16 protein-coding genes are annotated in these 19,944 nt (G+C 69.9%); 8 read left to right on the forward strand and 8 right to left on the reverse strand.

Going from position 1 to position 19,944, the window contains the following annotated elements:
* Positions 1-34 precede the first annotated feature (34 nt).
* From icmF to ACZ5LB_RS12940, 8 genes are all read left to right on the forward strand, one after another.
* On the forward strand, positions 35-3,154 hold the full coding sequence (gene icmF, locus ACZ5LB_RS12905) for a fused isobutyryl-CoA mutase/GTPase IcmF (RefSeq protein WP_464602634.1): 3,120 nt from the start codon (positions 35-37) through the stop codon (positions 3,152-3,154).
* A gap of 86 nt (positions 3,155-3,240) precedes the next feature.
* Positions 3,241-4,380, forward strand: a complete 1,140-nt coding sequence (locus ACZ5LB_RS12910; protein WP_464602635.1) for an acyl-CoA dehydrogenase family protein — start codon at positions 3,241-3,243, stop codon at positions 4,378-4,380.
* A 211-nt stretch (positions 4,381-4,591) separates the two neighbouring features.
* Positions 4,592-6,148 carry an acyl-CoA carboxylase subunit beta gene (locus ACZ5LB_RS12915; protein WP_464602636.1) on the forward strand — a complete coding sequence of 519 codons (1,557 nt, stop codon included), beginning with the start codon at positions 4,592-4,594 and terminating at the stop codon, positions 6,146-6,148.
* Between the two features lie 11 nt (positions 6,149-6,159).
* Positions 6,160-7,680 (forward strand): acetyl-CoA carboxylase biotin carboxylase subunit, encoded by a 1,521-nt coding sequence (gene accC, locus ACZ5LB_RS12920; RefSeq protein WP_464602637.1) that lies wholly within the window; start codon positions 6,160-6,162, stop codon positions 7,678-7,680.
* Between the two features lie 10 nt (positions 7,681-7,690).
* Positions 7,691-8,224 (forward strand): biotin/lipoyl-containing protein, encoded by a 534-nt coding sequence (locus tag ACZ5LB_RS12925; protein WP_464602638.1) that lies wholly within the window; start codon positions 7,691-7,693, stop codon positions 8,222-8,224.
* A gap of 15 nt (positions 8,225-8,239) precedes the next feature.
* Positions 8,240-9,016, forward strand: a complete 777-nt coding sequence (locus tag ACZ5LB_RS12930; RefSeq protein ID WP_464602639.1) for an enoyl-CoA hydratase/isomerase family protein — start codon at positions 8,240-8,242, stop codon at positions 9,014-9,016.
* A 12-nt stretch (positions 9,017-9,028) separates the two neighbouring features.
* Positions 9,029-10,360 (forward strand): 3-hydroxyacyl-CoA dehydrogenase family protein, encoded by a 1,332-nt coding sequence (locus ACZ5LB_RS12935; protein ID WP_464602640.1) that lies wholly within the window; start codon positions 9,029-9,031, stop codon positions 10,358-10,360.
* A gap of 10 nt (positions 10,361-10,370) precedes the next feature.
* Complete coding sequence (locus ACZ5LB_RS12940) at positions 10,371-11,606, forward strand: thiolase C-terminal domain-containing protein (RefSeq protein WP_464602641.1); 1,236 nt, start codon at positions 10,371-10,373, stop codon at positions 11,604-11,606.
* Here ACZ5LB_RS12940 and ACZ5LB_RS12945 read toward each other — a convergent pair.
* The 8 genes from ACZ5LB_RS12945 to ACZ5LB_RS12980 form a co-directional block, all read right to left on the reverse strand.
* On the reverse strand, positions 11,596-12,870 hold the full coding sequence (locus ACZ5LB_RS12945) for a two-component system sensor histidine kinase NtrB (protein WP_464602642.1): 1,275 nt from the start codon (positions 12,868-12,870) through the stop codon (positions 11,596-11,598). The genes ACZ5LB_RS12940 and ACZ5LB_RS12945 overlap by 11 nt on opposite strands.
* 117 nt (positions 12,871-12,987) lie before the next feature.
* On the reverse strand, positions 12,988-14,130 hold the full coding sequence (locus ACZ5LB_RS12950; RefSeq protein ID WP_464602643.1) for a hypothetical protein: 1,143 nt from the start codon (positions 14,128-14,130) through the stop codon (positions 12,988-12,990).
* A gap of 40 nt (positions 14,131-14,170) precedes the next feature.
* Positions 14,171-15,604 (reverse strand): hypothetical protein, encoded by a 1,434-nt coding sequence (locus ACZ5LB_RS12955; protein WP_464602644.1) that lies wholly within the window; start codon positions 15,602-15,604, stop codon positions 14,171-14,173.
* Between the two features lie 265 nt (positions 15,605-15,869).
* Positions 15,870-17,003 carry a DegT/DnrJ/EryC1/StrS family aminotransferase gene (locus ACZ5LB_RS12960; RefSeq protein ID WP_464602645.1) on the reverse strand — a complete coding sequence of 378 codons (1,134 nt, stop codon included), beginning with the start codon at positions 17,001-17,003 and terminating at the stop codon, positions 15,870-15,872.
* 13 nt (positions 17,004-17,016) lie between these two features.
* A complete protein-coding gene (locus tag ACZ5LB_RS12965; protein WP_464602646.1) occupies positions 17,017-17,688 on the reverse strand; it encodes a PIG-L deacetylase family protein in 672 nt (223 codons plus the stop codon).
* Entirely contained in the window at positions 17,685-18,296 is a 612-nt protein-coding gene (locus ACZ5LB_RS12970) for a sugar transferase (protein WP_464602647.1), read from the reverse strand. The genes ACZ5LB_RS12965 and ACZ5LB_RS12970 overlap by 4 nt, the downstream gene beginning before the upstream one ends.
* A complete protein-coding gene (locus tag ACZ5LB_RS12975; protein WP_464602648.1) occupies positions 18,293-18,973 on the reverse strand; it encodes an HAD family hydrolase in 681 nt (226 codons plus the stop codon). Before ACZ5LB_RS12975 ends, ACZ5LB_RS12970 begins: the two co-directional genes overlap by 4 nt.
* Positions 18,970-19,944, reverse strand: coding sequence for an ATP-grasp domain-containing protein (locus tag ACZ5LB_RS12980; RefSeq protein WP_464602649.1), 975 nt, complete (start codon positions 19,942-19,944; stop codon positions 18,970-18,972). The genes ACZ5LB_RS12975 and ACZ5LB_RS12980 overlap by 4 nt, the downstream gene beginning before the upstream one ends.

The raw sequence follows: 19,944 nt of genomic DNA on the forward strand, positions 1-19,944 counted from the left end.
CCATCTCGCTTAAAATCCGCCTTCCGGAGCACCCATGAGTGAACCCAGCCAGCCCGTGAGGATCGTCACCGCCGCGGCCCTGTTCGACGGCCACGACGCCGCCATCAACCTCGTCCGGCGGCTCCTGGTGGTCCAGGGGGCCCAGGTCGTCCACCTGGGGCACAACCGCGGCGTGGCCGAGATCGCCAAGGCCGCGGTGGAGGAGGATGCCGACGCGGTGTGCGTGTCGTCCTACCAGGGCGGCCACATGGAGTTCTTCACCTACCTGGCCGGAACCCTGCGCGCCATGGGCGCCGGGCACATCCGGGTCTTCGGCGGGGGCGGCGGCGTGATCCTGCCCGAGGAGGCCCAGGTCCTGGAGGCCTCCGGCGTGGAGAAGATCTACACCCCCGACGACGGAATGATCCTGGGGGTCGAAGGCATGATCGCCGACCTCCTGGCCCGGGTGCGGCGCCCGCGGGCCGCCCAGGCCGTCCCTCCCGGGGAGCGCCTCGCCCTGTCCCGGCGCCTCACCGCGGCGCTAACCGGGGAGATCCCCACGGGCGATGCCCCCCGGATTCCCGTGGTGGGCCTCACCGGCACCGGCGGCGCGGGCAAGAGCTCCCTGGCCGACGAGCTGGTGCGCCGCCTCCTCCTGGACTTCCCCCACCTGAAGGTGGCGGTGCTGGCCATCGACCCCACCCGCAAAGCCTCGGGGGGCGCCCTGCTGGGGGACCGCCTGCGCATGGGATCCACGGCCAGCGACCGGGTCTTCTTCCGCAGCGTGGCGGCCTCGGGGAACCTCACGGCGACGGTGCGGGCCGGGGCGGACCTCCTGAAGCGCTCGGGGGCCGGGCTCATCCTGGTGGAGACCAGCGGCATCGGCCAGGGCGACACCGAGATCCTGGACATGGCCGACGTGCCGGTCTACGTGATGACCAGCGAATTCGGCGCGGGCACCCAGCTCGAGAAGATCAACATGCTGGACTACGCGCGGCTGGTGGTGATCAACAAGTTCGAGGACAAGCGCGCCGAGGACGCCCTGCAGGCCGTGCGCCGCCAGGTCCGGCGCAACCGGAACATCCCCGCCTCCGTCCCCGACGCGGCGCTGCCCGTCTACGGCACCGCCGCCGGGCACTTCAACGACGCGGGCGTGGACCGGCTCTACCTGGACCTGCTGGCCCACCTGCGGGAGGCCTTCGCCCTGGACCTGCGTTCGGCCCTGCCCGACCCGGGCCCCGCGGCCTTCTCCTGCGAGCGGGCCGCGCCCATCGTGCCCTTCGAAAGGGGCAAGTACCTCCAGGAGATCATCAAGGCGGTGCGGGACTACCGCCTCCGCACCGAGACCCTCGCGGCCCGGGCGGACCGGCTCCAGGCCCTGGAGGGGGCCTGCGCGGCCATGGCCGAGCCCCCCGAGGACCTGAAGGCCGAGGCGGCCAGGGCCCGGGAGGACCTGGGGGAGGGCGCCGGGCTCCTGGAGCGCTGGGACCGCCTCAAGGCGGCGTATTCCGGCGAGGCCTTCACCTACCGGGTGCGGGACCGGGACGTGCACGTGCCCCTGACCCTCACGTCCCTGTCGGGCACCCCGGTGCGCAAGGTGGAGCTTCCTCCCACGGACCGGGCCGGCGAGATCATCCGGTTCCTCCGCCAGGAGAACGTTCCCGGAAGCTTCCCCTACACGGCCGGCGCCTTCCCCTTCCGCCGCACCGATGAGGACCCCAAGCGTCAGTTCGCGGGGGAGGGCGGCCCGGAGCGCACGAACCGGAGGTTCCACTTCCTGTGCCGGGGAGAGGCCTCCAAGCGCCTGTCCACCGCCTTCGATTCCGTGACGCTCTACGGCGAAGACCCCGACGAACGCCCCGACATCTACGGCAAGGTCGGTGAATCCGGCGTCAGCATCGCCACCCTGGACGACATGAAGACCCTCTTCCAGGGCTTCGACCTGTGCGACCCCAACACCTCGGTCTCCATGACCATCAACGGCCCGGCGCCGGTGATCCTGGCTATGTTCTTCAACGCCGCCATCGACCAGCAGCTGGCCAAGGGCATCGACCGGGAGACCACGCTGCGCAGCCTGCGCGGCACCGTCCAGGCCGACATCCTCAAGGAGGACCAGGCCCAGAACACCTGCATCTTCTCCATCGAGTTCGCCCTGCGCATGATGGGCGACATGCAGGCCTTCCTCATCGGGCACCGCATGCGCAACTACTACTCGGTGAGCGTCTCGGGCTACCACATCGCGGAGGCCGGGGCCAACCCCGTGACCCAGCTGGCCTTCACCCTGGCCAACGGCTTCACCCTGGTGGAGTACTACCTGAGCCGCGGGATGGCCATCGACGACATCGCCCCGAGCCTCTCCTTCTTCTTCAGCTCGGGCCTGGACCCGGAGTACGCCGTCCTGGGGCGCGTGGCGCGGCGCATCTGGGCCATCGCCCTGCGGGACGTGTACGGCGCCAGCGACAAGAACCAGAAGCTCAAGTACCACATCCAGACCTCCGGGCGCTCCCTGCACCTCAAGGAGATGAAGTTCAACGACATCCGCACGACCCTCCAGGCCCTCACGGCCCTGGTGGACAATTGCAATTCCCTGCACACCAACGCCTACGACGAGGCCCTCACGACCCCCACCGAGGAGTCGGTGCGCCTGGCCATGGCCATCCAGCTCATCATCACCCGGGAGTGGGGCGTCTACTGGAACGAGAACGCCCTGCAGGGCTCGTACTTCTTCAGCCGCCTCACGGACCAGGTGGAGGAGGCCGTGCTGGAGGAGTTCGCCCGCCTCAACGGGCGGGGCGGCGTCCTGCGCGCCATGGAGACCCAGTACCAGCGCCTGCGCATCCAGGAGCAGTCCCTGCTCTACGAGACCCGCAAGCACTCCGGGGAACTCCCCGTGGTGGGGGTCAACACCTTCGTGCGCGAGGAGGAGCCCGGGGCCGAACCCCGCCCCGTGAGCCGGGCCACCCCTGAGGAGAAGAACGACCGCCTCCGGGACCTGCGAGCCTTCCAGGAACGCCACGCCGCCGAGGCGGGCCCCGCCCTGGACCGCCTCCGGGACCAGGTGCGCCTGGGGGGCAACCTCTTCGAGGTCCTCATGGACACGGTCCGGGTGGCCAGCCTGGGGCAGATCACTTCCGTACTCTACGAAATGGGAGGAAAATACCGCCGCTCCATGTGAATCCCCGATTCATCATTACCATCCCCGTCCCGATTCATGTTCAACTTCATCACCACCCCCAGAACCGACACCCTCCGGAGCCCAGAATGAGCATGCCCTTGACCCAGCTTGGCGAAGAGGAACTCGCCTTCCAGGAACTGGTGGCCGACTTCGCCAAAAACGAGATCGAACCCCTTCGCGAGGCCATGGACGAGCAGCAGGAGATGCGCCCGGACCTGGTGAAGAAGCTCTTCGGCCTGGACATCATGGGCATCGAGGTGCCCGAGGCGTACGGCGGCGCCGGGTCCACCTTCTTCAACGCCATCCTCGTCATCGAGGAGCTCAGCAAGGTCGACCCGTCCGTGGGCGTCCTGGTGGACGTGCAGAATACGCTCGTGGACAACTGCCTCAGCCGCTGGGGCAGCGAGGCCCAGAAGAAGCTCTACCTGCCGCGCCTGTGCAAGGACACCGTGGGCGCCTACGCCCTGTCCGAGGCGGGCTCGGGCTCGGACGCCTTCGCCCTGGCCACCCGCGCCACGCCCAACGCGGACGGCTACCGGCTCAACGGCAGCAAGCTCTTCATCACCAGCGCCCAGGAGGCCGGGATCTTCATCGTCTTCGCCACCGTGGATCCCGCGGCGGGCTACAAGGGCATCACGGCCTTCATCGTCGAGCGGGACACGCCGGGCTTCTCGGTCTCCAGGAAGGAGAACAAGCTGGGCATCCGGGCCAGTTCCACCTGCGAGCTGAGTCTGGCCGACGTCCAGGTGGGGCCCGGCCAGGTGCTGGGCGAGGTGGGCAAGGGCTACAAGGTGGCCATCGAGACCCTCAACGAGGGCCGCATCGGCATCGCCGCCCAGATGCTGGGCCTGGCCGAGGGGGCCCTGGGCCACGCCCTGGCCTACACGAAGGAGCGCCGGCAGTTCGGCAAGCCCATCTTCGACTTCCAGGCCGTGCAGATGCGCCTGGCCGAATGCGCCAGCCGCGTGGAGGCCGCCCGCCTCATGACCTACAACGCCGCCCGCATGAAGGACGCCGGGCTCCCCTTCATCCGGGAGGCCGCCATGGCCAAGTACTTCACCAGCCAGGTGGCGGAGTGGGTGTCGAGCGAGTGCCTGGAACTCTTCGGCGGCTACGGCTTCACGAAGGACTATCCCGCGGAAAAGTACTTCCGGGACAGCAAGATCGGCAAGATCTACGAAGGCACGACCTTCATGCAGCTGCAGACCATCGCCAAGCTGCTCTAAGCCGGATCAGGAAAATGACTTCTTTCATCTTTTCTCTGCGACCCTCGGCGAACCTCCGCGCCTCGGCGATAGATCTTTTTCACGGTTGCGCCGGCGCTGGAATCGGATGCGTCGAAACAACCAAGAAAAGGACTTATCGCCGAGGCGCCGAGGCACGCCGAGGATCGCTGGGAAAAGAAAAGGGTATTCAGGGCTCTTTCCAGGAGGGGGCATGACCACGGGACAGGACGCGAAGCTGAGTCTGCTGAAGGCCAAGCACGAGGAAGCCGAAAAGGGCGGGGGCGCGGACAAGATCGCCAAGCACCACGCGTCGGGCAGGCTCACGGCCCGGGAACGCATCGCCATCCTGCTCGACGAGGGCTCCTTCACGGAGATCGACAAGTTCGTCCTGCACCGCTGCGACAACTTCGGCATGGAGAAGGTGAAGATCCCCGGCGACGGCGTGGTCACGGGCTTCGGCAAGATCGACGGGCGCCTGGTGTACGTCTTCGCCCAGGACTTCACCGTCTTCGGCGGCTCCCTCTCCAAGGCCTACGCGGAAAAGATCTGCAAGATCATGGACATGGCCTCCCGCAACGGGGCGCCCGTCATCGGGCTCAACGACTCTGGGGGCGCGCGCATCCAGGAAGGGGTCCAGTCCCTGGCGGGCTATTCGGACATCTTCACCCGCAACGTGCTGTCCTCGGGGGTGGTGCCGCAGATCTCGGCCATCATGGGGCCCTGCGCGGGCGGCGCGGTCTATTCGCCGGCCATCACGGACTTCGTCTTCATGGTCAAGGACACCTCCTACATGTTCATCACGGGGCCCGACGTCATCAAGGCGGTCACCCACGAGGAGGTCAGCAAGGAGGACCTGGGCGGGGCCATGACCCACAACGCCCGCTCCGGCTGCGCCCATTTCGCCTGCGCGGACGACGAGGAGTGCCTGCTCATGATCCGTGAGCTCATGAGCTTCGTGCCGCTCAACAACCAGGACGACCCGCCCACGCGGGCCTGCACCGACGATCCCAACCGCACCGAGATCGCCCTGCGCACCCTGGTGCCCGACTCGGCCAGCCTGCCCTACGACATGAAGGACATCTTCCACGCCGTGGTGGACGACGGCTACTTCTTCGAGGTGCAGGAGCACTTCGCCAGGAACCTGGTCATCGGCTTCGCCCGCCTCAACGGGAGGCCCGTGGGCATCGTGGCCAACCAGCCCAACCACCTCGCCGGCGCCCTGGACGTGGATTCCTCCCTCAAGGGCGCGCGCTTCGTGCGGTTCTGCGACTGCTTCAACATCCCGCTGATCTTCTTCGAGGACGTCCCCGGCTTCCTGCCCGGGGTGGGCCAGGAACTCGGCGGCATCATCAAGCACGGGGCCAAGCTCCTCTACGCCATCACCGAGGCCACGGTTCCCAGGCTCACCGTCATCACCCGCAAGGCCTACGGCGGGGCGTACTGCGTGATGAACGCCAAGAACATCCGCTGCGACTACGCCATCGCCTGGCCCACGGCCGAGATCGCCGTCATGGGCCCGGAAGGCGCGGTGAACATCATCCACCGCAAGGAGCTGGACAAATCCCTGGAACCCGAGCGCACCCGCACCGCCCTGCTGCAGGACTACCGCGACACCTTCGCCAACCCCTACAATGCCGCGGAGCTGGGCTACGTGGACGAGGTCATCGATCCCATGAACACCCGGCCCGTCCTCATCCGCGCCCTGGAGATGTGCAGGAACAAGCGCGTGGGCACCCCGCCCCGGAAGCACGGCAACCTGCCGCTTTGAGGACACCGACCATGTTCAGGAAGATTCTCATCGCCAACCGGGGCGAGATCACCATCCGGGTCATCCGCGCCTGCAAGGAGCTGGGGGTTCCCACCGTCGCCGTCTTCTCCGAGGCGGACCGGGCCGCCCTCCACGTGCGGGCCGCGGACGAGGCCTACTGCATCGGCCCCGCCCCCAGCCGCGAATCCTACCTGCGCCAGGACCGGATCCTGGAGGTGGCCGCCCGGTGCGGCGCGGACGCCATCCATCCCGGCTACGGGTTCCTGTCGGAGAACGCGGCCTTCGCCGAGGCCTGCGCCGCCCAGGGCATCACCTTCATCGGGCCCAACCCCCGGGCCATCCGCGTCATGGGCAACAAGACCACCTCCCGGGTGGCCGTGCACGAGATGGGGGTCCCCCTGGTGCCCGGCATGCGGGAGAACCTCCAGTCCGAGGCCCAGGCCCTGGAGTGGGCCGACCGCATCGGGTTCCCCATCATGATGAAGGCCGCCGCGGGCGGCGGCGGCAAGGGGCTGCGCCAGATCCACCGCCGCGAGGACGTCGTGGCGGCCTACCGCGCCGCCAAGGCCGAGAGCCTGGCGGCCTTCGGCGACGACGCGGTGTACCTGGAGCGCTACATCGAGAACCCCCGGCACATCGAGATCCAGGTGCTGGGCGACAAGCACGGCAACCTCATCTACTGTCCGGAACGCGAGTGCTCCATCCAGCGCCGGCACCAGAAGGTCATCGAGGAAGCCCCCTCGACCCTGGTGGACCCGGAGATGCGCCGGGCCATGGGCGAGGCCGCCATCAAGGCGGCCCGGGCCGTGGACTACGACTCCGCGGGCACGGTGGAGTTCATCGTTTCCGGCAAATCCCGGGAGTTCTTCTTCCTGGAGATGAACACGCGCCTGCAGGTGGAGCACCCCATCACCGAGATGATCACGGGCATCGACCTGTGCAAGGAGATGATCCGCAGCGCCGCCGGCTACGTCCTCCCCTTCCGCCAGGAGGACATCCCCTGCCACGGGCACGCCCTGGAGTGCCGCATCTACGCCGAGGACCCCGACAACCGCTTCCTGCCCACCCCGGGCCGGATCATCGGCCTGCGGGTCCCGGGCGGCCCCTGGGTGCGCGACGAATCGGGCATGTACGAGGGCCTGGACGTGCCCATCCACTACGACCCCATGCTGAGCAAGCTCGTGGTCTGGGGCAGCACCCGCGAGCGCATGATCACCCGCATGCAGCGCGCCCTGTCCGAATACGCCGTGAAGGGCGTCAAGACGACCATCCCCTTCCATGCCCGGATGCTCAAGAACGAGCGCTTCCTCTCCGGCGACATCGACACCAACTTCATCGACAACGAGTTCCAGCCCAACGACGAGGCCCGCGAGAAGCCCAACGAGGACATCGCCCTGGTGGCGGCGGCCATCGGCGCCTACCGCAGGGACAAGGAGAAGGCCCTGGGCCGGTCGGGCGTCGAGGAAGGACCGGCCGGCGACGCCTCGGCGTGGAAGGCCAGCGGCAGGGTCAGGCGGGATCCGGGATTCTGAGGAGGCAGGGATGGTCTACATCGGCACGCATCAGGGACGCACCACCCGGGCGAAGGTCGTCGAGCCCCGCCCCGGGCTCTTCACCGTGACCCTGGGCGAGAAGGAGTACCACGTCGACTTCCTGGAGCCCCAGCCCAACATCTATTCCCTCCTCATCGACGGACGCTCCTTCGAGGTGGACGTGGACGCCAAGCCCGGCGGGGACACCTTCGACGTGTTCATCCGGGGCGACCACTACGAAGTGGAGATGGTGGAGGAGAAGAAGAAGAAGCTGGCCATGAGGATGGGCAAGGGGGCCACGGGACGCCAGGACATGAAGTCCCCCATGGCGGGCAACGTGCGCGCCGTGCTGGTCCAGCCCGGGGACCGCGTCGAAGCGGGCCAGGTGGTGCTGATCCTCGAGGCCATGAAGATGCAGAACGAACTGAAGTCCGCCATTGACGGGATCGTGGCCTCGGTCACCGCCCGGGAGGGCGTGGCGGTGTCCGCGGGGGACCCGCTCCTGGTGGTGGAGCCCTGGGAACCGCAGTTCCCCAACGTTTGAAGGCACGGAGACGCCATGAGCGACCATGTGAAGCTGGACATCGACAACGGCATCGGCATCGTGACGATCGACCGCCAGGAGGCGCTCAATGCCCTGGACGACACGATCCTCGCGGGGCTCGAGGAGGCCTTCCTGGCCCTGGGCCGCGACCCCTCGGTGCGCGTGGTGATCCTCACCGGGGCGGGCAAGGCCTTCGTGGCGGGGGCCGACATCAAGGCCATGGCCCGCTTCACGCCCGTGGAGGCCAAGGCCTTCGCCCAGCGCGGCCAGCGGATCTTCACGCTCATCGAGGACTACCCGCACCCCGTCATCGCCGCGGTGAACGGCTACGCCCTTGGCGGCGGCTGCGAGCTCGCCATGACCTGCGACATCCGCATCGCCAGCGATCGGGCCAAGGCCGGCCAGCCCGAGGTGAACCTCGGCGTCCCGCCCGGGTTCGGGGGCACCCAGCGCCTGGCCCGCATCCTGGGCCGGTCCGCCGCCAAGCACCTGCTGTTCACCGGCGAGGTGATCGGCGCCGCCCGCGGCCTCGAACTGGGCCTGTTCAACGAGGTGGTGGCGCCCGAGGCCCTCATGGGCCGGTGCATGGAAATCGCCGCCGCCATCGCCGCCAAGGCCCCGCTGGCGGTGTCCAGCGTCAAGCGGGCCGTGAACGAAGGCACCGACGGCCCCCTGGCCCACGGGCTCGCCCTCGAGGCCGAGCTCTTCTCCCGCGCCTTCGCCACGCTCGACCAGAAGGAAGGCATGCAGGCCTTCATCGACAAGCGACCCGCCCGGTTCCTGGGCCAGTAGAGGACTCCCGACATGGACCTGAACACCCGAATGCAGAACGTCGCCGTGGTGGGGGCCGCGGGCAAGATGGGCAGCGGCATCGCCCTGCTGCTCGCCCTGGACATGGCCTACCGCGCCCTGGAGAACCCCCAGGCCACCTTCGTGCTCAGCCTCATCGACACCCACGACGCCGGCCTCCAGGGCCTGCTGCGCTACGTCCGGGACCAGGCCCGCAAGGACGGGGAGCGCCAGGTGAACCGCCTGCGCGCGCTCTTCCGCGACCGCGCCGACCTGGTGGAGAACGCCGAGATGGTCGAGGCGTTCGTGGCCGAGGTCATGCTTCACCTGCGCACCGGCAAGACCCTCGCCCTGGCCGGGGATGCCCTCCTCGTCTTCGAGGCCGCCTTCGAGAAGGAGGAGGTCAAGTTCCAGATCTACAACGAGCTGGCCGTGCTCTGCCCGCCCTCGGCCTGGTTCCTCACCAACACGTCCAGCATCCCGCTCCACGTGCTCACCGACCAGTGCGGCATCCAAGGCCGCATGATCGGGTTCCACTTCTACAACCCGCCCGCGGTCCAGAAACTGGTGGAGCTCATCGTCCCCGAAGGGTGCGATCCCGAACTGGTGGCGGCCTCGGAGGAACTGGCCCTGGCCCTCCGCAAGAAGACCGTTCCGGCCCGGGACATCGCGGGCTTCATCGGCAACGGCCACTTCATGCGGGACGGCCTGCGGTGCATCCGCGAGATGGAGCACCTGGCCCGGGACTACGGGTTCGTCCAGGCGGTGTACATGGTCGACAAGGTGAGCCGGGACTGGCTGCTGCGGCCCATGGGCATGTTCCAGCTCATCGACTACGTGGGCATCGACGTGTTCCAGCTCATCCTCCGGGTCATGGACAAGTACCTGCAGGAGGGCCTCCACTCCGACCTGGTGGACACGCTCCTGGAAATGGGCGTCCGGGGGGGCCAGACCTCCTCCGGGGGCCAGAAGGACGGCTTCCTGCGGTACGAGAAGGGGCGGCCCGCGGGCATCTTCGATCCGGCCACGCGGGAGTACGTGCCCATGGACCCGGCCTTCACCGCCGACCTGGACGGGCGGCTGGGGCTCCACCCCGACCCGTCCCTTTCCTGGAAGGCCCTCTCCCGGGACCCCGGCAAGGAAAGCCGGCTGCGCGCCTACTTCGCGGCCCTCAAGGGCCTGGATTCCCTGGGCGCCGGCATGGCCCGGAACCACGCGGAGGACAGCCGCGAGGCGGCCCTGGACCTGGTGCGCCAGGGCGTGGCCGCCCGGGCCGAGGACGTGAACGCCGTTCTGACCCTGGGCTTCTTCCACCTGTACGGCCCCATCAACGACTACCTGGACTGAGAGCGGAACCATGAAGACCCTGCACAAGCCCGTCTACCTCGCCGCCGGCGCCTACACCACGAGCCTGGGCACCGGCCGCCCCGAGTTCAATCCCCGGTCCCCCCGGCCGGGCCTGGACCACTACATCCGCCAGTCCGGCGCGGCCACCCTGGCCCAGATCGGGGACCCCGCCGCCATCGACGAGAGCGTCATCGGCAACTTCATGGCCGCGCGGTTCAACCGCCAGGGCCACCTGGGCTCGCTGCTCACCATCGTCCACCCCGCGCTGGAGTACAAGCCCAGCCTCAGGGTGGAGGGGGCCTGCGCCTCCGGGGGCCTGGCCCTGGCCTCGGCCGTCAAGAGCGTGCTCAGCGGCATGGCCGACGTGGTCCTGGTCATGGGCGTGGAGGTGCAGAACACCGTCAAGGCCATCTACTGCGCGGACTTCCTCGCGGGAGCCGGATGGTACGACGGGGAGCGCAAGGACGGCCACGCCTACTTCTTCCCCGGCAAGTTCTCCGACCGCGCCGGCGCGTATGCCGCCAAGGTGGGCCCGGAGAAGGCCAGGCAAGCCTTCGCCCACTGGTACCGCAACGCGGTGGAATCCGCCCGGCTCAACCCCGACGCCCAGGAGCACTTCAACTCGGCCAAGGATCTCCTGGCCCAGGGCCTCACCCCGCCCAACCCCAAGAGCTTCACGGACCACCTGAACCTCTACGACTGCTCCAAGGTTTCCGACGGCGCGGCCTCGATCCTCGTGGCCTCCGAGGAAGGCTGGCGACGGCTGGGCCTGGCCCGGGAGGACGTGGTCGAACTCGCCGGCTACGGCCAGATGGCCGCCAACCTCACCGCGCCCCCGCCCGACCTCACGGAGATGACCACCTGCCGCAGGGCGGCCGAACAGGCCATGGCCATGGCCGGCACCAGCATCGCGGACATGGGCGTCGCCGAGGTCCACGACTGCTTCACCATCTCCGGCGTGCTGCTGACCGAGGCCCTGGGCATGGCCCCGCCCGGGGGCGGCGCCGACGCGGTGCTGGAAGGCGTCACCCGCCGGGACGGGCGCTGGCCCACCAACACGGGGGGCGGCCTGGTGGGCTACGGCCATCCCACCGGCGCCACCGGGGTGCGCATGGCCGTGGACCTGTGGCGGCAGCTCACCGGCCGTGCCGCCGGCTACCAGGTGGACGTCCGGAAGGACCACGGCATCCTGGTGTCCATGGGCGGCAACGACAAGACCGTCGTGTCGATGATCCTCAGGCGCTGACGCCCACGGGCAGGAAGACCTGGAACAGCGTGCCCTCGCCCTCCCGGCTGGTGCAACCCACCCGGCCGCCGTGGGCCTGGACGATGCGGGCCACCATGGCCAGCCCCAGCCCGGTGCCCTTCCCCTCCACCTTGGTGGTGAAGTACGCCTCGAACATGCGCTCCCGCACCTCGGCGGGGATCCCGCTGCCCGTGTCCTGGACCTCCAGGAGGATCACGGGGTCCGGCAGTTCCGGCGCCTCGCCCGGACGGGCCAGCCGGGTGCGGAAGGTGAGGTCTCCGCCGCCCGCCATGGCATCCCGGGCGTTGGTGCCCAGGTTCAGGATCACCTGGTGGATCTCGGTGGGCTCCACCAGGGGGGCCGGCAGGTCCGGCTCCAGCTGGCACCGGATCTTCACCCCGGAGCCTGCCGCGTCCTCCAGAAGCCCTGCCACCTCCTGCACCAGGTCGTTCAGGTCCGTTTTCCGCCGCTCCGCCGGTGCCCTGCGCACGTGGCGGAGGAGCCGTGCGGCCAGGTCATGGCCCCGGCTGGCGCCCCTGCGCATGACCTCCAGGCGGCGCTTCTGGTCCGGACTCAGGTGGGGGTCCCGCAGCAGCAGCTCGTTGCAGCCCAGGATGCTCGTGAGGATGGTGTTCACGTCGTGGGTGACGGTGCTGAGGAGCTCCCCGGCGGCCTCCAGGCTGCGGCTGTGCAGGAGCTGGCGCTCGATGCCCAGGGCCTCGGAGGCGTCCAGGAGGATCACCAGGACCGCCTCCACGGCGTCTCCGGGGCCGCGCAGGGGCGTCATGCACAGGGTCAAGGGGAACGTGGGACCGGATCCCGGGAGGCCCTGGCCCCGGATGCCGGTGAAGGTATCCCCCTGGAAGGCGCGCTCCAGGAGCCGGCCGAGCTCCTGCCGGAGGCCGGGGAGGGCCACGGGCAGCGGCTTTCCCAGGGCCTGGGCGGAGGAAAGGCGGAAGCGTTCCTCCGCCGCCCGGTTCCAGTGGCCCTGGACCCGGCCCTCCCGGTCCAGGACCAGGGTGGGCAGGGGCGAGCCCTGCAGCACCTTCCCCAGGGCCTGGTCGTCCAGTTTGGTGCGGTAGGCCCGGAGCGCGCCCACGGCCAGCGTCGCCAGGGAGGCGGCCGTCGCCAGGGCGCCCGCCAGGAGCAGCGTCCGCTGGGCTCCCGCGCTCAGCCCGCCTGAAGCCACCAGCCCGTAGGCTGCGGGGAGGGCGCAGGCACCCAGGAGTCCCCGGCCCAGTCGCGGGCTGGAAGGGGCGAACACGGATTGCAACCACGGAATGCGCATTGGGTGACGAGGCTCGGGTGGGACCGGGGGTCGGTGCACCCATCAGTATTATTAATTAATAGCATCCCGCAACCCATAGGCACCTCCAGGGTACTATTTTTCAGATAACGTAAAATAAAACTGCAAATCTGAATCCTTTCGATTCGGTTGGCCCCACTGGGTCCACCCCTTCCAGCCACCCTTGTCCTTGAACTCCGCATGACCATCCGCGAACAGGGTGGCCGCGGTGAAGCCCTTGTCCGTCCCCTTCCGCATGGGGAAGGCTTCGAAGCGGCCATCCCCGCGGGCCCCGAGGACCAGCCGGTAGGTATGGCCCCCCTGGAGGATGGGCGGCGGACGGGGAAAGGTGGCCTCCACCCATCCGCACCCGCCCATGGCACAGGAGGCGCTGACCGGGGGGCAGGCCGGGTCGCAGGCGGCCTCGGCCTGCGCCTTCCCGTCGGTGGATTCCATGCGCACCGCCAGGGGCCCCTTGCCCGCCAGGCGCCGGACCCGGAGGTGGACGGCCTCCACCGTCCGGGAGGCCCCCGTCACCGTGAAGACCTCGCCCACGGAGGCCGACCCGTCCACGGGCCGGGGCGCCCCCATCCAGAACTCCATGTAGCCGACCCCCTGGGAGGCACCGCCCTCGTAGTACACCTCGAGGATGGGGGTGAATCCCTCGGCGGTGCCCGGGGTGCGCCGGGGTTCCCAGCGGGGGTGCGCGGCGCTCCGGAAGAGCATGGCCCAGTCCTCGTCCGGCAGGGTGGGCTGGATGGGGGCCCCCGCGGTGCGGGAGAAGATGGCGTTGACGGAAACGAAGTTCACGCCCGCGCGGGGATCCGCGTTGGTGAACACGGCGTGGAAGAGCGTTCCGGCGGCCAGCACGGGCTTGCGGTCGAAGGCGACCAGGGGGTAGAACCGGTCGCTGGCGGGCACCAGGTTGAGGGTCTGCCGGCTGGTGGCCAGCACCCGTCCCGACGGCGCATGGGCGGCACTGCCGTCGTCCGTCTGGATCTCCACCTTGAGGGTCCCGCCGGTGCCGCCGTGGTACCCCGCCTTGCGGAAGCTCCAGATGAGGAAGGGCCGGAGGCCCCGCAAGGGACCGCCCGGCCTGGCGCGGAAGCGGTAGCTCACCTGGTTGCCGTGGGGCCCGATGGGGGTGTTCGCCAGGGAGTCCCCCTGGATGCGGGACCCGTAGGTCCCGGCCTGGGCCTGGAGAAGCAGGGGGAGCAGGAGGAAGGCCGGCACGCGCATGGCATCACGTTCTTGGGGGATTGGATGCCACCCGGGGGCCTCACGGTACGAAGGCGAACTGGAGGTCGCTGAAGGTGAGGTTCTGGGTGCCCCACATGTCCCATCCCTTCCACCCGGCGGCGCCGGTGGTGGTGAACTGGGCGTAGCCGTCGGGGAAGAAGGTCGAGTTGGAAAAGCCCTTGTCGCGTCCCTTGCGCATGGGGAAGGCCGAGAAGGAGGTGTCCCCGGGGCAGCTGAGTACGAGGTTGTAGGCGACCCCGGTGTTGAGCACGTGGCTGAGGGGGAAGGCGGCCGTGACCCAGGCGGGGACACCCAGGGGGAACCGGTCGGCGGGGATGTCGGCCTCGTCCACGAGGGTGCCGTCGGCCTCCTCCACCCGCACCGTCAAGGGACTGGAACCGGCGGTGCGGCTCAGGCGCACGTTCACCTTGCTGAAGTTCCGGCTGGGCCCGGAGACCTTGAAGGCCTCCCGCACCGAGGCCGCGCCGGAGACGGCCTTGGGGTTGGTGGACCAAACCTCCATGTACCCGTTGCCCTGGCTGCCGGTGCTGTAGTCCAGTTCCAGGGTGGGGGTGTAGCCCTGCCGCAGCCTCCAGGCGCCCCCGGCGGGCTTGAAGAGCACCGCGAAGGTGGCGTCGCTGATGACGGGCTGCATGGGGGCGGTCTGGGCGTCGGTGTAGAGGGTGTCCAGGGAGACGTAGTTGGCCACGGGGTCCACGTCGATGTTCGTGAAGACCAGGTGGTACAGGCCGCCGCCCGTCAGGTTCACCGGATTGGGAAAGGTGAGTTTGGGATAGAAGTTGTTCTGGGGAATGATGTTTCCGTACGAGGTGGTGGCGAGGGCTGGGCCGGTGGGCAGGTGGGCGCCGGTGCCGTCGTCGGCGAAGAGATCCACCCGCACGGTGCCCCCCAGGCCCGCGTTGTAGCCGGGCTTGGTGGTGGACCAGATGAAGAAGATGCGGAAGCCCTCCAGGGGCGTCGTGTACCTCGCCTGGAAGCGGTAGCTCACCACGTTCCCGCTGGGCCCGCCCACCACCGTGTTGGCCAGCGAATCCGCGCTGAAGCCCGATCCGTAGTAGAAGGGCGTGAGGGGCATGACCGGCACCACCGGCACGTCCTGGGTGTAGGTGGTCGCCAGGCCCGCCACGGTGACGGTGCAGGCCAGGGAGACCACGCCGGAGGCCGGGGCGTCGTAGTACACCGCGGCGTTGGCCGTCACGCCCGGGATGCTCCCGTTGGTCACCGACCACTGGTAGGTGGCGCCGGCCTGGGCCGGCACGAAGGCCTGGATCCGGGTCATGCCCGCCGACACCAGGGCGGGGGTGCGGATGACGCCGGTGCCGCCCACCGGGGCGGGGGCCGTCAGGGCCGGGACGGGGGCCTTGGGGGTGCTGCTGCCGCCCTGGGCGGCCTGCCCGGAACAGCCCAGGGCGACCAGGCTCGTGGTGAACAGAAAAGAATCGAGCGTCTTCATGGGCGCACCTCCTCCAGGGCCGCGCCGCATGCCGCGACGGGCCGAATCGCAAACCAGTCCGTGGTTCCCTCGGTCGCCTCACCCGACGGGGCGGGGCGATCCGGAAGGAGCAAGGGCGGTGCCAGGAGGTGGTGCCGCTATTTGTTCTTTATTTACAATGTTTAGAAATCAACAAAGAACGGCCCATTCCGTATCCTGGATCCAGAATCCAGAAACGGGACGGGCGCGGGGTTGGTGTTTTTGGGCTTGGGAAACCGGCCAAGGATTACATACGGGTCCCGGTGCGGCGGAGGCTACGCCCCAGGACGGCCAGGACGTGGTCCACGTCCCCTTCGGCCAGGCGGTTGTGGAACGGCAGGGCCAGGGTGCGGCGGGCCAGGCCCTCGGTGACGGGGAGGGTGCCTTCCAGGTTCCCCAGGCGCTGGCGGATGTAGGGCTGGGTGTGGATGGGGGCGAAGTAGCCCCGGGCGGGGACGCCCTCGGCCTCCATGGCCTCGAGGGTCCGGTCCCGGTCCAGGCCCTCCTCCAGGGTCACCACGTACACGAACCGGCTCACCCGCACGTGGGGGAGCACCCGGGGCGGCTGGACCCCGGGCACGCGCCACAACCGCTCCCCGTACATCGTCGCCACCCGTTCGCGCCGTTCGAGGATGCGCTCCAGGCGCGCCATCTGGCTCAGGCCCAGGCTGGCGCTCATCTCGTCCATGCGGTAGTTGTGGCCCAGGAGGCCGTGGTGGAGCCAGCTGGAACCCTCCTCCCGCCCCTGGTTGGCCAGGCTGCGGCAAAGGGAGGCCAGGCGCGCATCGGAGGTCACCACCATGCCGCCCTCCCCGGTGGTGATCTGCTTGTTGGGGTAGAACGCGAAGGTGCCGGCGGCGCCGAAGGAGCCCAGCCGGCGGCCCCGGTACTCGGCGCCCAGGGCCTCGCAGCAGTCGTCCACGAGGGCCAGGCCGTGCCTGCGGGCCACCCGGGCCAGGCCGTCCCAGTCCGCGGGGTGGCCGAAGACGTCCACGGCCACGATGGCCCGGGTGCGCGGGGTGATCCGCCGCTCCAGGTCCTCCACGTCCAGGTTGAAGGTGACGGGTTCGACCTCGGCGAACACCGGCGTGGCGCCTTCGTAGAGGACGGCGTTGACGGAGGCCGCGAAGGTGAAGCTGGGCACCAGCACCTCGTCCCCGGGACCCAGGCCCAGCGCCTTGACCACGAGGTGCAGGGCGGCGGTGCCCGAGCTCACGGCGACGGCGTGCGCCACGCCCGCGTAGGCGGCCACGGCCTCCTCGAAGGCGGCGGCCGCGGGGCCCAGGGCCAGGCGCCCGCCGCGCAGGACCTCCACGACGGAGCGGATGTCGCTCTCGTCCAGGTCCGCGCTGGACATGGTGATTTCGGAAGTTCGAAGCATGGGTTCCTCCCCGTCAGTCGACGGTGCGAATGGTGACGAAGGCCTCGGCCGCAGCCAGGCCCACGGTGGCGCCCCTCAGGACCGCCAGGGCGCGCAGCGCCTCCAGGGACCGCTCGTGGGGCGGCGGCCTCACCTGGGTCCGGAAAAGGGCGAAGGCGTCGAGCTTGTCCTCCAGGGTTTCGCCGATGTCCACGAAATGGTGGGGGATGAACCCCGGGGTCAGGGACGGCGCGTTCCAGTTGGTTTCGGAAAGGGTCTCGTAAGCGTGGATGCTGCGCGGATAGCCGGGATTGCCCGGGCGCGCGGCCACCAGCGCGGAATGGAACACCAGCTGGTGGTCCCGGTGCAGGTCGCCCGGGAAGGGAAGGTACAGCTCCTCGGGGGCCAGGCGCCGCACCGCGTCCAGGAGGTGGCGGTTCAGCTCCCGGTGCATGAGGGTGTCCAGCTCCGCGGCGGGCAGGTCCAGGAACCGGGCCGAGGCCACCCCCAGGCGGGCGTGGGCCTGGAGGGCCTCCGCGCGGCAGGCGTTCTCCTCGTCGGGGGACCAGACGGGGGGGTACCCCCGGGTGGCCACCACCACGTGCACGGCGTGGCCCTCCCGGGCCCACCGGGCGATGGCGCCCCCCAGGCCCAGGACCTCGTCGTCGGCATGGGGCGCCAGCACGAGCTTCGTGACGGGTCTCATGGGCGCTCCCGCGGGGCCCCGTCGGGGATGCCGCTGCGCTGGGAGCCGTCGGGGGCGTAGGCGCTGTCGGCCCGCAGGACGACGCCCACGGTGAGCGCCAGGATCCGCAGGTCCAGCCCGAAGCTCCGGTGGTCCACGTACCACACGTCCAGGTCCACCCGCTCCCGCCAGCCGTGGCGCGCGGCGCCCTGGACCTGCTGCCACCCCGTCATGCCCGGCGGGACCTCCATGCGCCGCCGGTCCAGGTCGGAATAGTACGGCAGGTAGCGCTCCAGCAGCGGCCGCGGCCCTACCAGGCTCATCTCCCCCCGCAGCACGTTCACCAGCTGGGGCAGCTCGTCGATGCGCCAGGCCCGCAACACGGCCCCCACCCGGGTGATGCGCGGGTCGTCCCGGCGGGTCTCGGCCTCCGGGTCCCCGGCGGCCATGGTGCGGAACTTCAGGATGGTGAAGGGGCGGCCCCCCAGGCCCAGGCGCCGCTGGCGGAAGAGGACGGGGCCCGGGCCGTCCAGCGCCACGGCCAGGGCCGCGGCGGCGAGGAGGGGCGCCAGGGCCGCCAGCAGGGCCAGGCTCCCGGCCACGTCGAAGGCGCGCTTGAGCCGGCTCACAGGAGGCCTCCCAGTTCCCCGAGGCCCGCCACCAGGCGCTCGGGTGGATGGCCCGGGGGCGACGGCCGCCCCGCGAAGGGCCCGGTGGGCACGCCGATGGTGAGCATCCCCAGGCGCATGGGCCCCTCGAAGTCGCACAGGGGGTTGTCCCCCACGTAGGCGCACTGCCGGGGCCTCACGCCCAGCCTCCGGCAGGCCAGGAGGAACGGGAAGGGGCTGGGCTTGTGGAGGATCCGGGGGAAGTCCCCCGTGAACACCAGCTCGTCGAACCAGGGCCGAAGGCCCAGCGCCTCGACCTTGTAGCGCTGGGTGTCGCTCAGGCCGTCGGTGACCAGGAACGTGCGGTAGCCCCGGTTCCGGAGGCGCCGCAGTTCGTCCAGGGCGCCGGGATAGGGCCGCAGGGGGGGGCGGTGGCGGTGGTAGCGCTCCACCAGTTCCGCCACCAGGCCGGGGTCCTCCACGCCCATGCGGAGCAGGGCCTCGTCGAAGAGGCGGGGATGGCCCAGGGTGAGCCGGGCCAGGGTGTCCGCCAGGACGCACTCCACCCGGCGCCCGCTGCAGCCCAGGCGCCCCCCCAGCTCGCAGGCGATGGCCCCGAAGAAGGAGGCCGCGAAATCGCCATGGTCCCAGAGGGTGTAGTCCAGGTCGAAGCCCACCGCCAGCAGGGTTGCGCTCATTCTCCGCCCCCGGGGGTCAGGAAGGATTCCTCCCAGTACCGGAACATCACCAGTGGCGCGGCGGCCTTGAGCCAGGGTTCGGGGGTCCGGCCCCGGCAGAGGTCCAGGATCCCCTGGAAGTAGGGCACCCCCGCGGCCTGGGTGAGGATGGCGGTGCCCGCGATGCGGGCGTTGATCTCCGTGAAGCGCGTGGCGCCGTCCACGAAGCACTGCACGTTCACCGGCCCCACCAGTCCCAGGGCCTTCACCATGCGGCGCACCGGGGGCAGCAGATCGTCCCTCCAGCAGGTCGCGCCCTTGGAGGAGATGCCCGAATCCACGGCCAGGCGCCTTCGGGGCGAGAGGATCACCACCTCGCTGTCCAGGTCCGCCAGCACGTCCAGGGTCAGCTCCTCGCCCGGGCAGTGTTCCTGGACCACCGGGTCCGCCACGTAGGACGCGAAGAACGCCGCCTCCGCGTGGGAGCGCGCCACGTGCACGCCGGTGCCCCCGCGGCCGGCCCGGGGCTTGATCACCACGGGATAGGACGGGAAGGCGCCCTCCCGGTACTCGGACGCGGGCAGGGTGCGGGGCGTGGGGATCCCCAGGTCCCGGAACGCCTCGAAGGTCCGGAGCTTGTCCGTGCACACCGCCAGGGCCTCGGGGCCGGAGACCAGCACCTTGGTTCCGGCCCCGGCGAACCGGTCGCGGTGGGCCGAACAGAGCGCCAGTTCCTCGTCCAGGGCCGGCAGGAAGAGATCCACCCCCTCCAGGCCGCAGATCTCGACCATGCGGTCCAGGTAGCCGGGGTCGCCCACCCTCGGCACGACGTAGGCGGCGTCCGCGAAGGCGAACCCCACGCTCCGGCCGTCGCAGTCGGCGGCCACGATGCGGCAGCCCAGCTCGCGGAAGTGGCGGTACTGGCTCACCGTGGGGGGGGAGCCCGCGGCGGTGCGCAGCAGGGTGAAGGGGCGGGGATTCAAGGGGTCCAT

The sequence above is a fragment of the Mesoterricola sp. MK458 genome (assembly GCF_055384935.1).

What these genes read in the sequence shown, in the direction of transcription:
- ACZ5LB_RS12955 (WP_464602644.1), bottom strand. Translation starts at nt 15,604, where the DNA reads ATGAAGACGCTCGATTCTTTTCTGTTCACCACGAGCCTGGTCGCCCTG.
- accC (WP_464602637.1), top strand. Translation starts at nt 6,160, where the DNA reads ATGTTCAGGAAGATTCTCATCGCCAACCGGGGCGAGATCACCATCCGG.
- icmF (WP_464602634.1), top strand. Translation starts at nt 35, where the DNA reads ATGAGTGAACCCAGCCAGCCCGTGAGGATCGTCACCGCCGCGGCCCTG.
- ACZ5LB_RS12950 (WP_464602643.1), bottom strand. Translation starts at nt 14,130, where the DNA reads ATGCGCGTGCCGGCCTTCCTCCTGCTCCCCCTGCTTCTCCAGGCCCAG.
- ACZ5LB_RS12940 (WP_464602641.1), top strand. Translation starts at nt 10,371, where the DNA reads ATGAAGACCCTGCACAAGCCCGTCTACCTCGCCGCCGGCGCCTACACC.
- ACZ5LB_RS12930 (WP_464602639.1), top strand. Translation starts at nt 8,240, where the DNA reads ATGAGCGACCATGTGAAGCTGGACATCGACAACGGCATCGGCATCGTG.
- ACZ5LB_RS12910 (WP_464602635.1), top strand. Translation starts at nt 3,241, where the DNA reads ATGAGCATGCCCTTGACCCAGCTTGGCGAAGAGGAACTCGCCTTCCAG.
- ACZ5LB_RS12980 (WP_464602649.1), bottom strand. Translation starts at nt 19,944, where the DNA reads ATGGACCCCTTGAATCCCCGCCCCTTCACCCTGCTGCGCACCGCCGCG.
- ACZ5LB_RS12915 (WP_464602636.1), top strand. Translation starts at nt 4,592, where the DNA reads ATGACCACGGGACAGGACGCGAAGCTGAGTCTGCTGAAGGCCAAGCAC.
- ACZ5LB_RS12925 (WP_464602638.1), top strand. Translation starts at nt 7,691, where the DNA reads ATGGTCTACATCGGCACGCATCAGGGACGCACCACCCGGGCGAAGGTC.
- ACZ5LB_RS12965 (WP_464602646.1), bottom strand. Translation starts at nt 17,688, where the DNA reads ATGAGACCCGTCACGAAGCTCGTGCTGGCGCCCCATGCCGACGACGAG.
- ACZ5LB_RS12975 (WP_464602648.1), bottom strand. Translation starts at nt 18,973, where the DNA reads ATGAGCGCAACCCTGCTGGCGGTGGGCTTCGACCTGGACTACACCCTC.
- ACZ5LB_RS12960 (WP_464602645.1), bottom strand. Translation starts at nt 17,003, where the DNA reads ATGCTTCGAACTTCCGAAATCACCATGTCCAGCGCGGACCTGGACGAG.
- ACZ5LB_RS12935 (WP_464602640.1), top strand. Translation starts at nt 9,029, where the DNA reads ATGGACCTGAACACCCGAATGCAGAACGTCGCCGTGGTGGGGGCCGCG.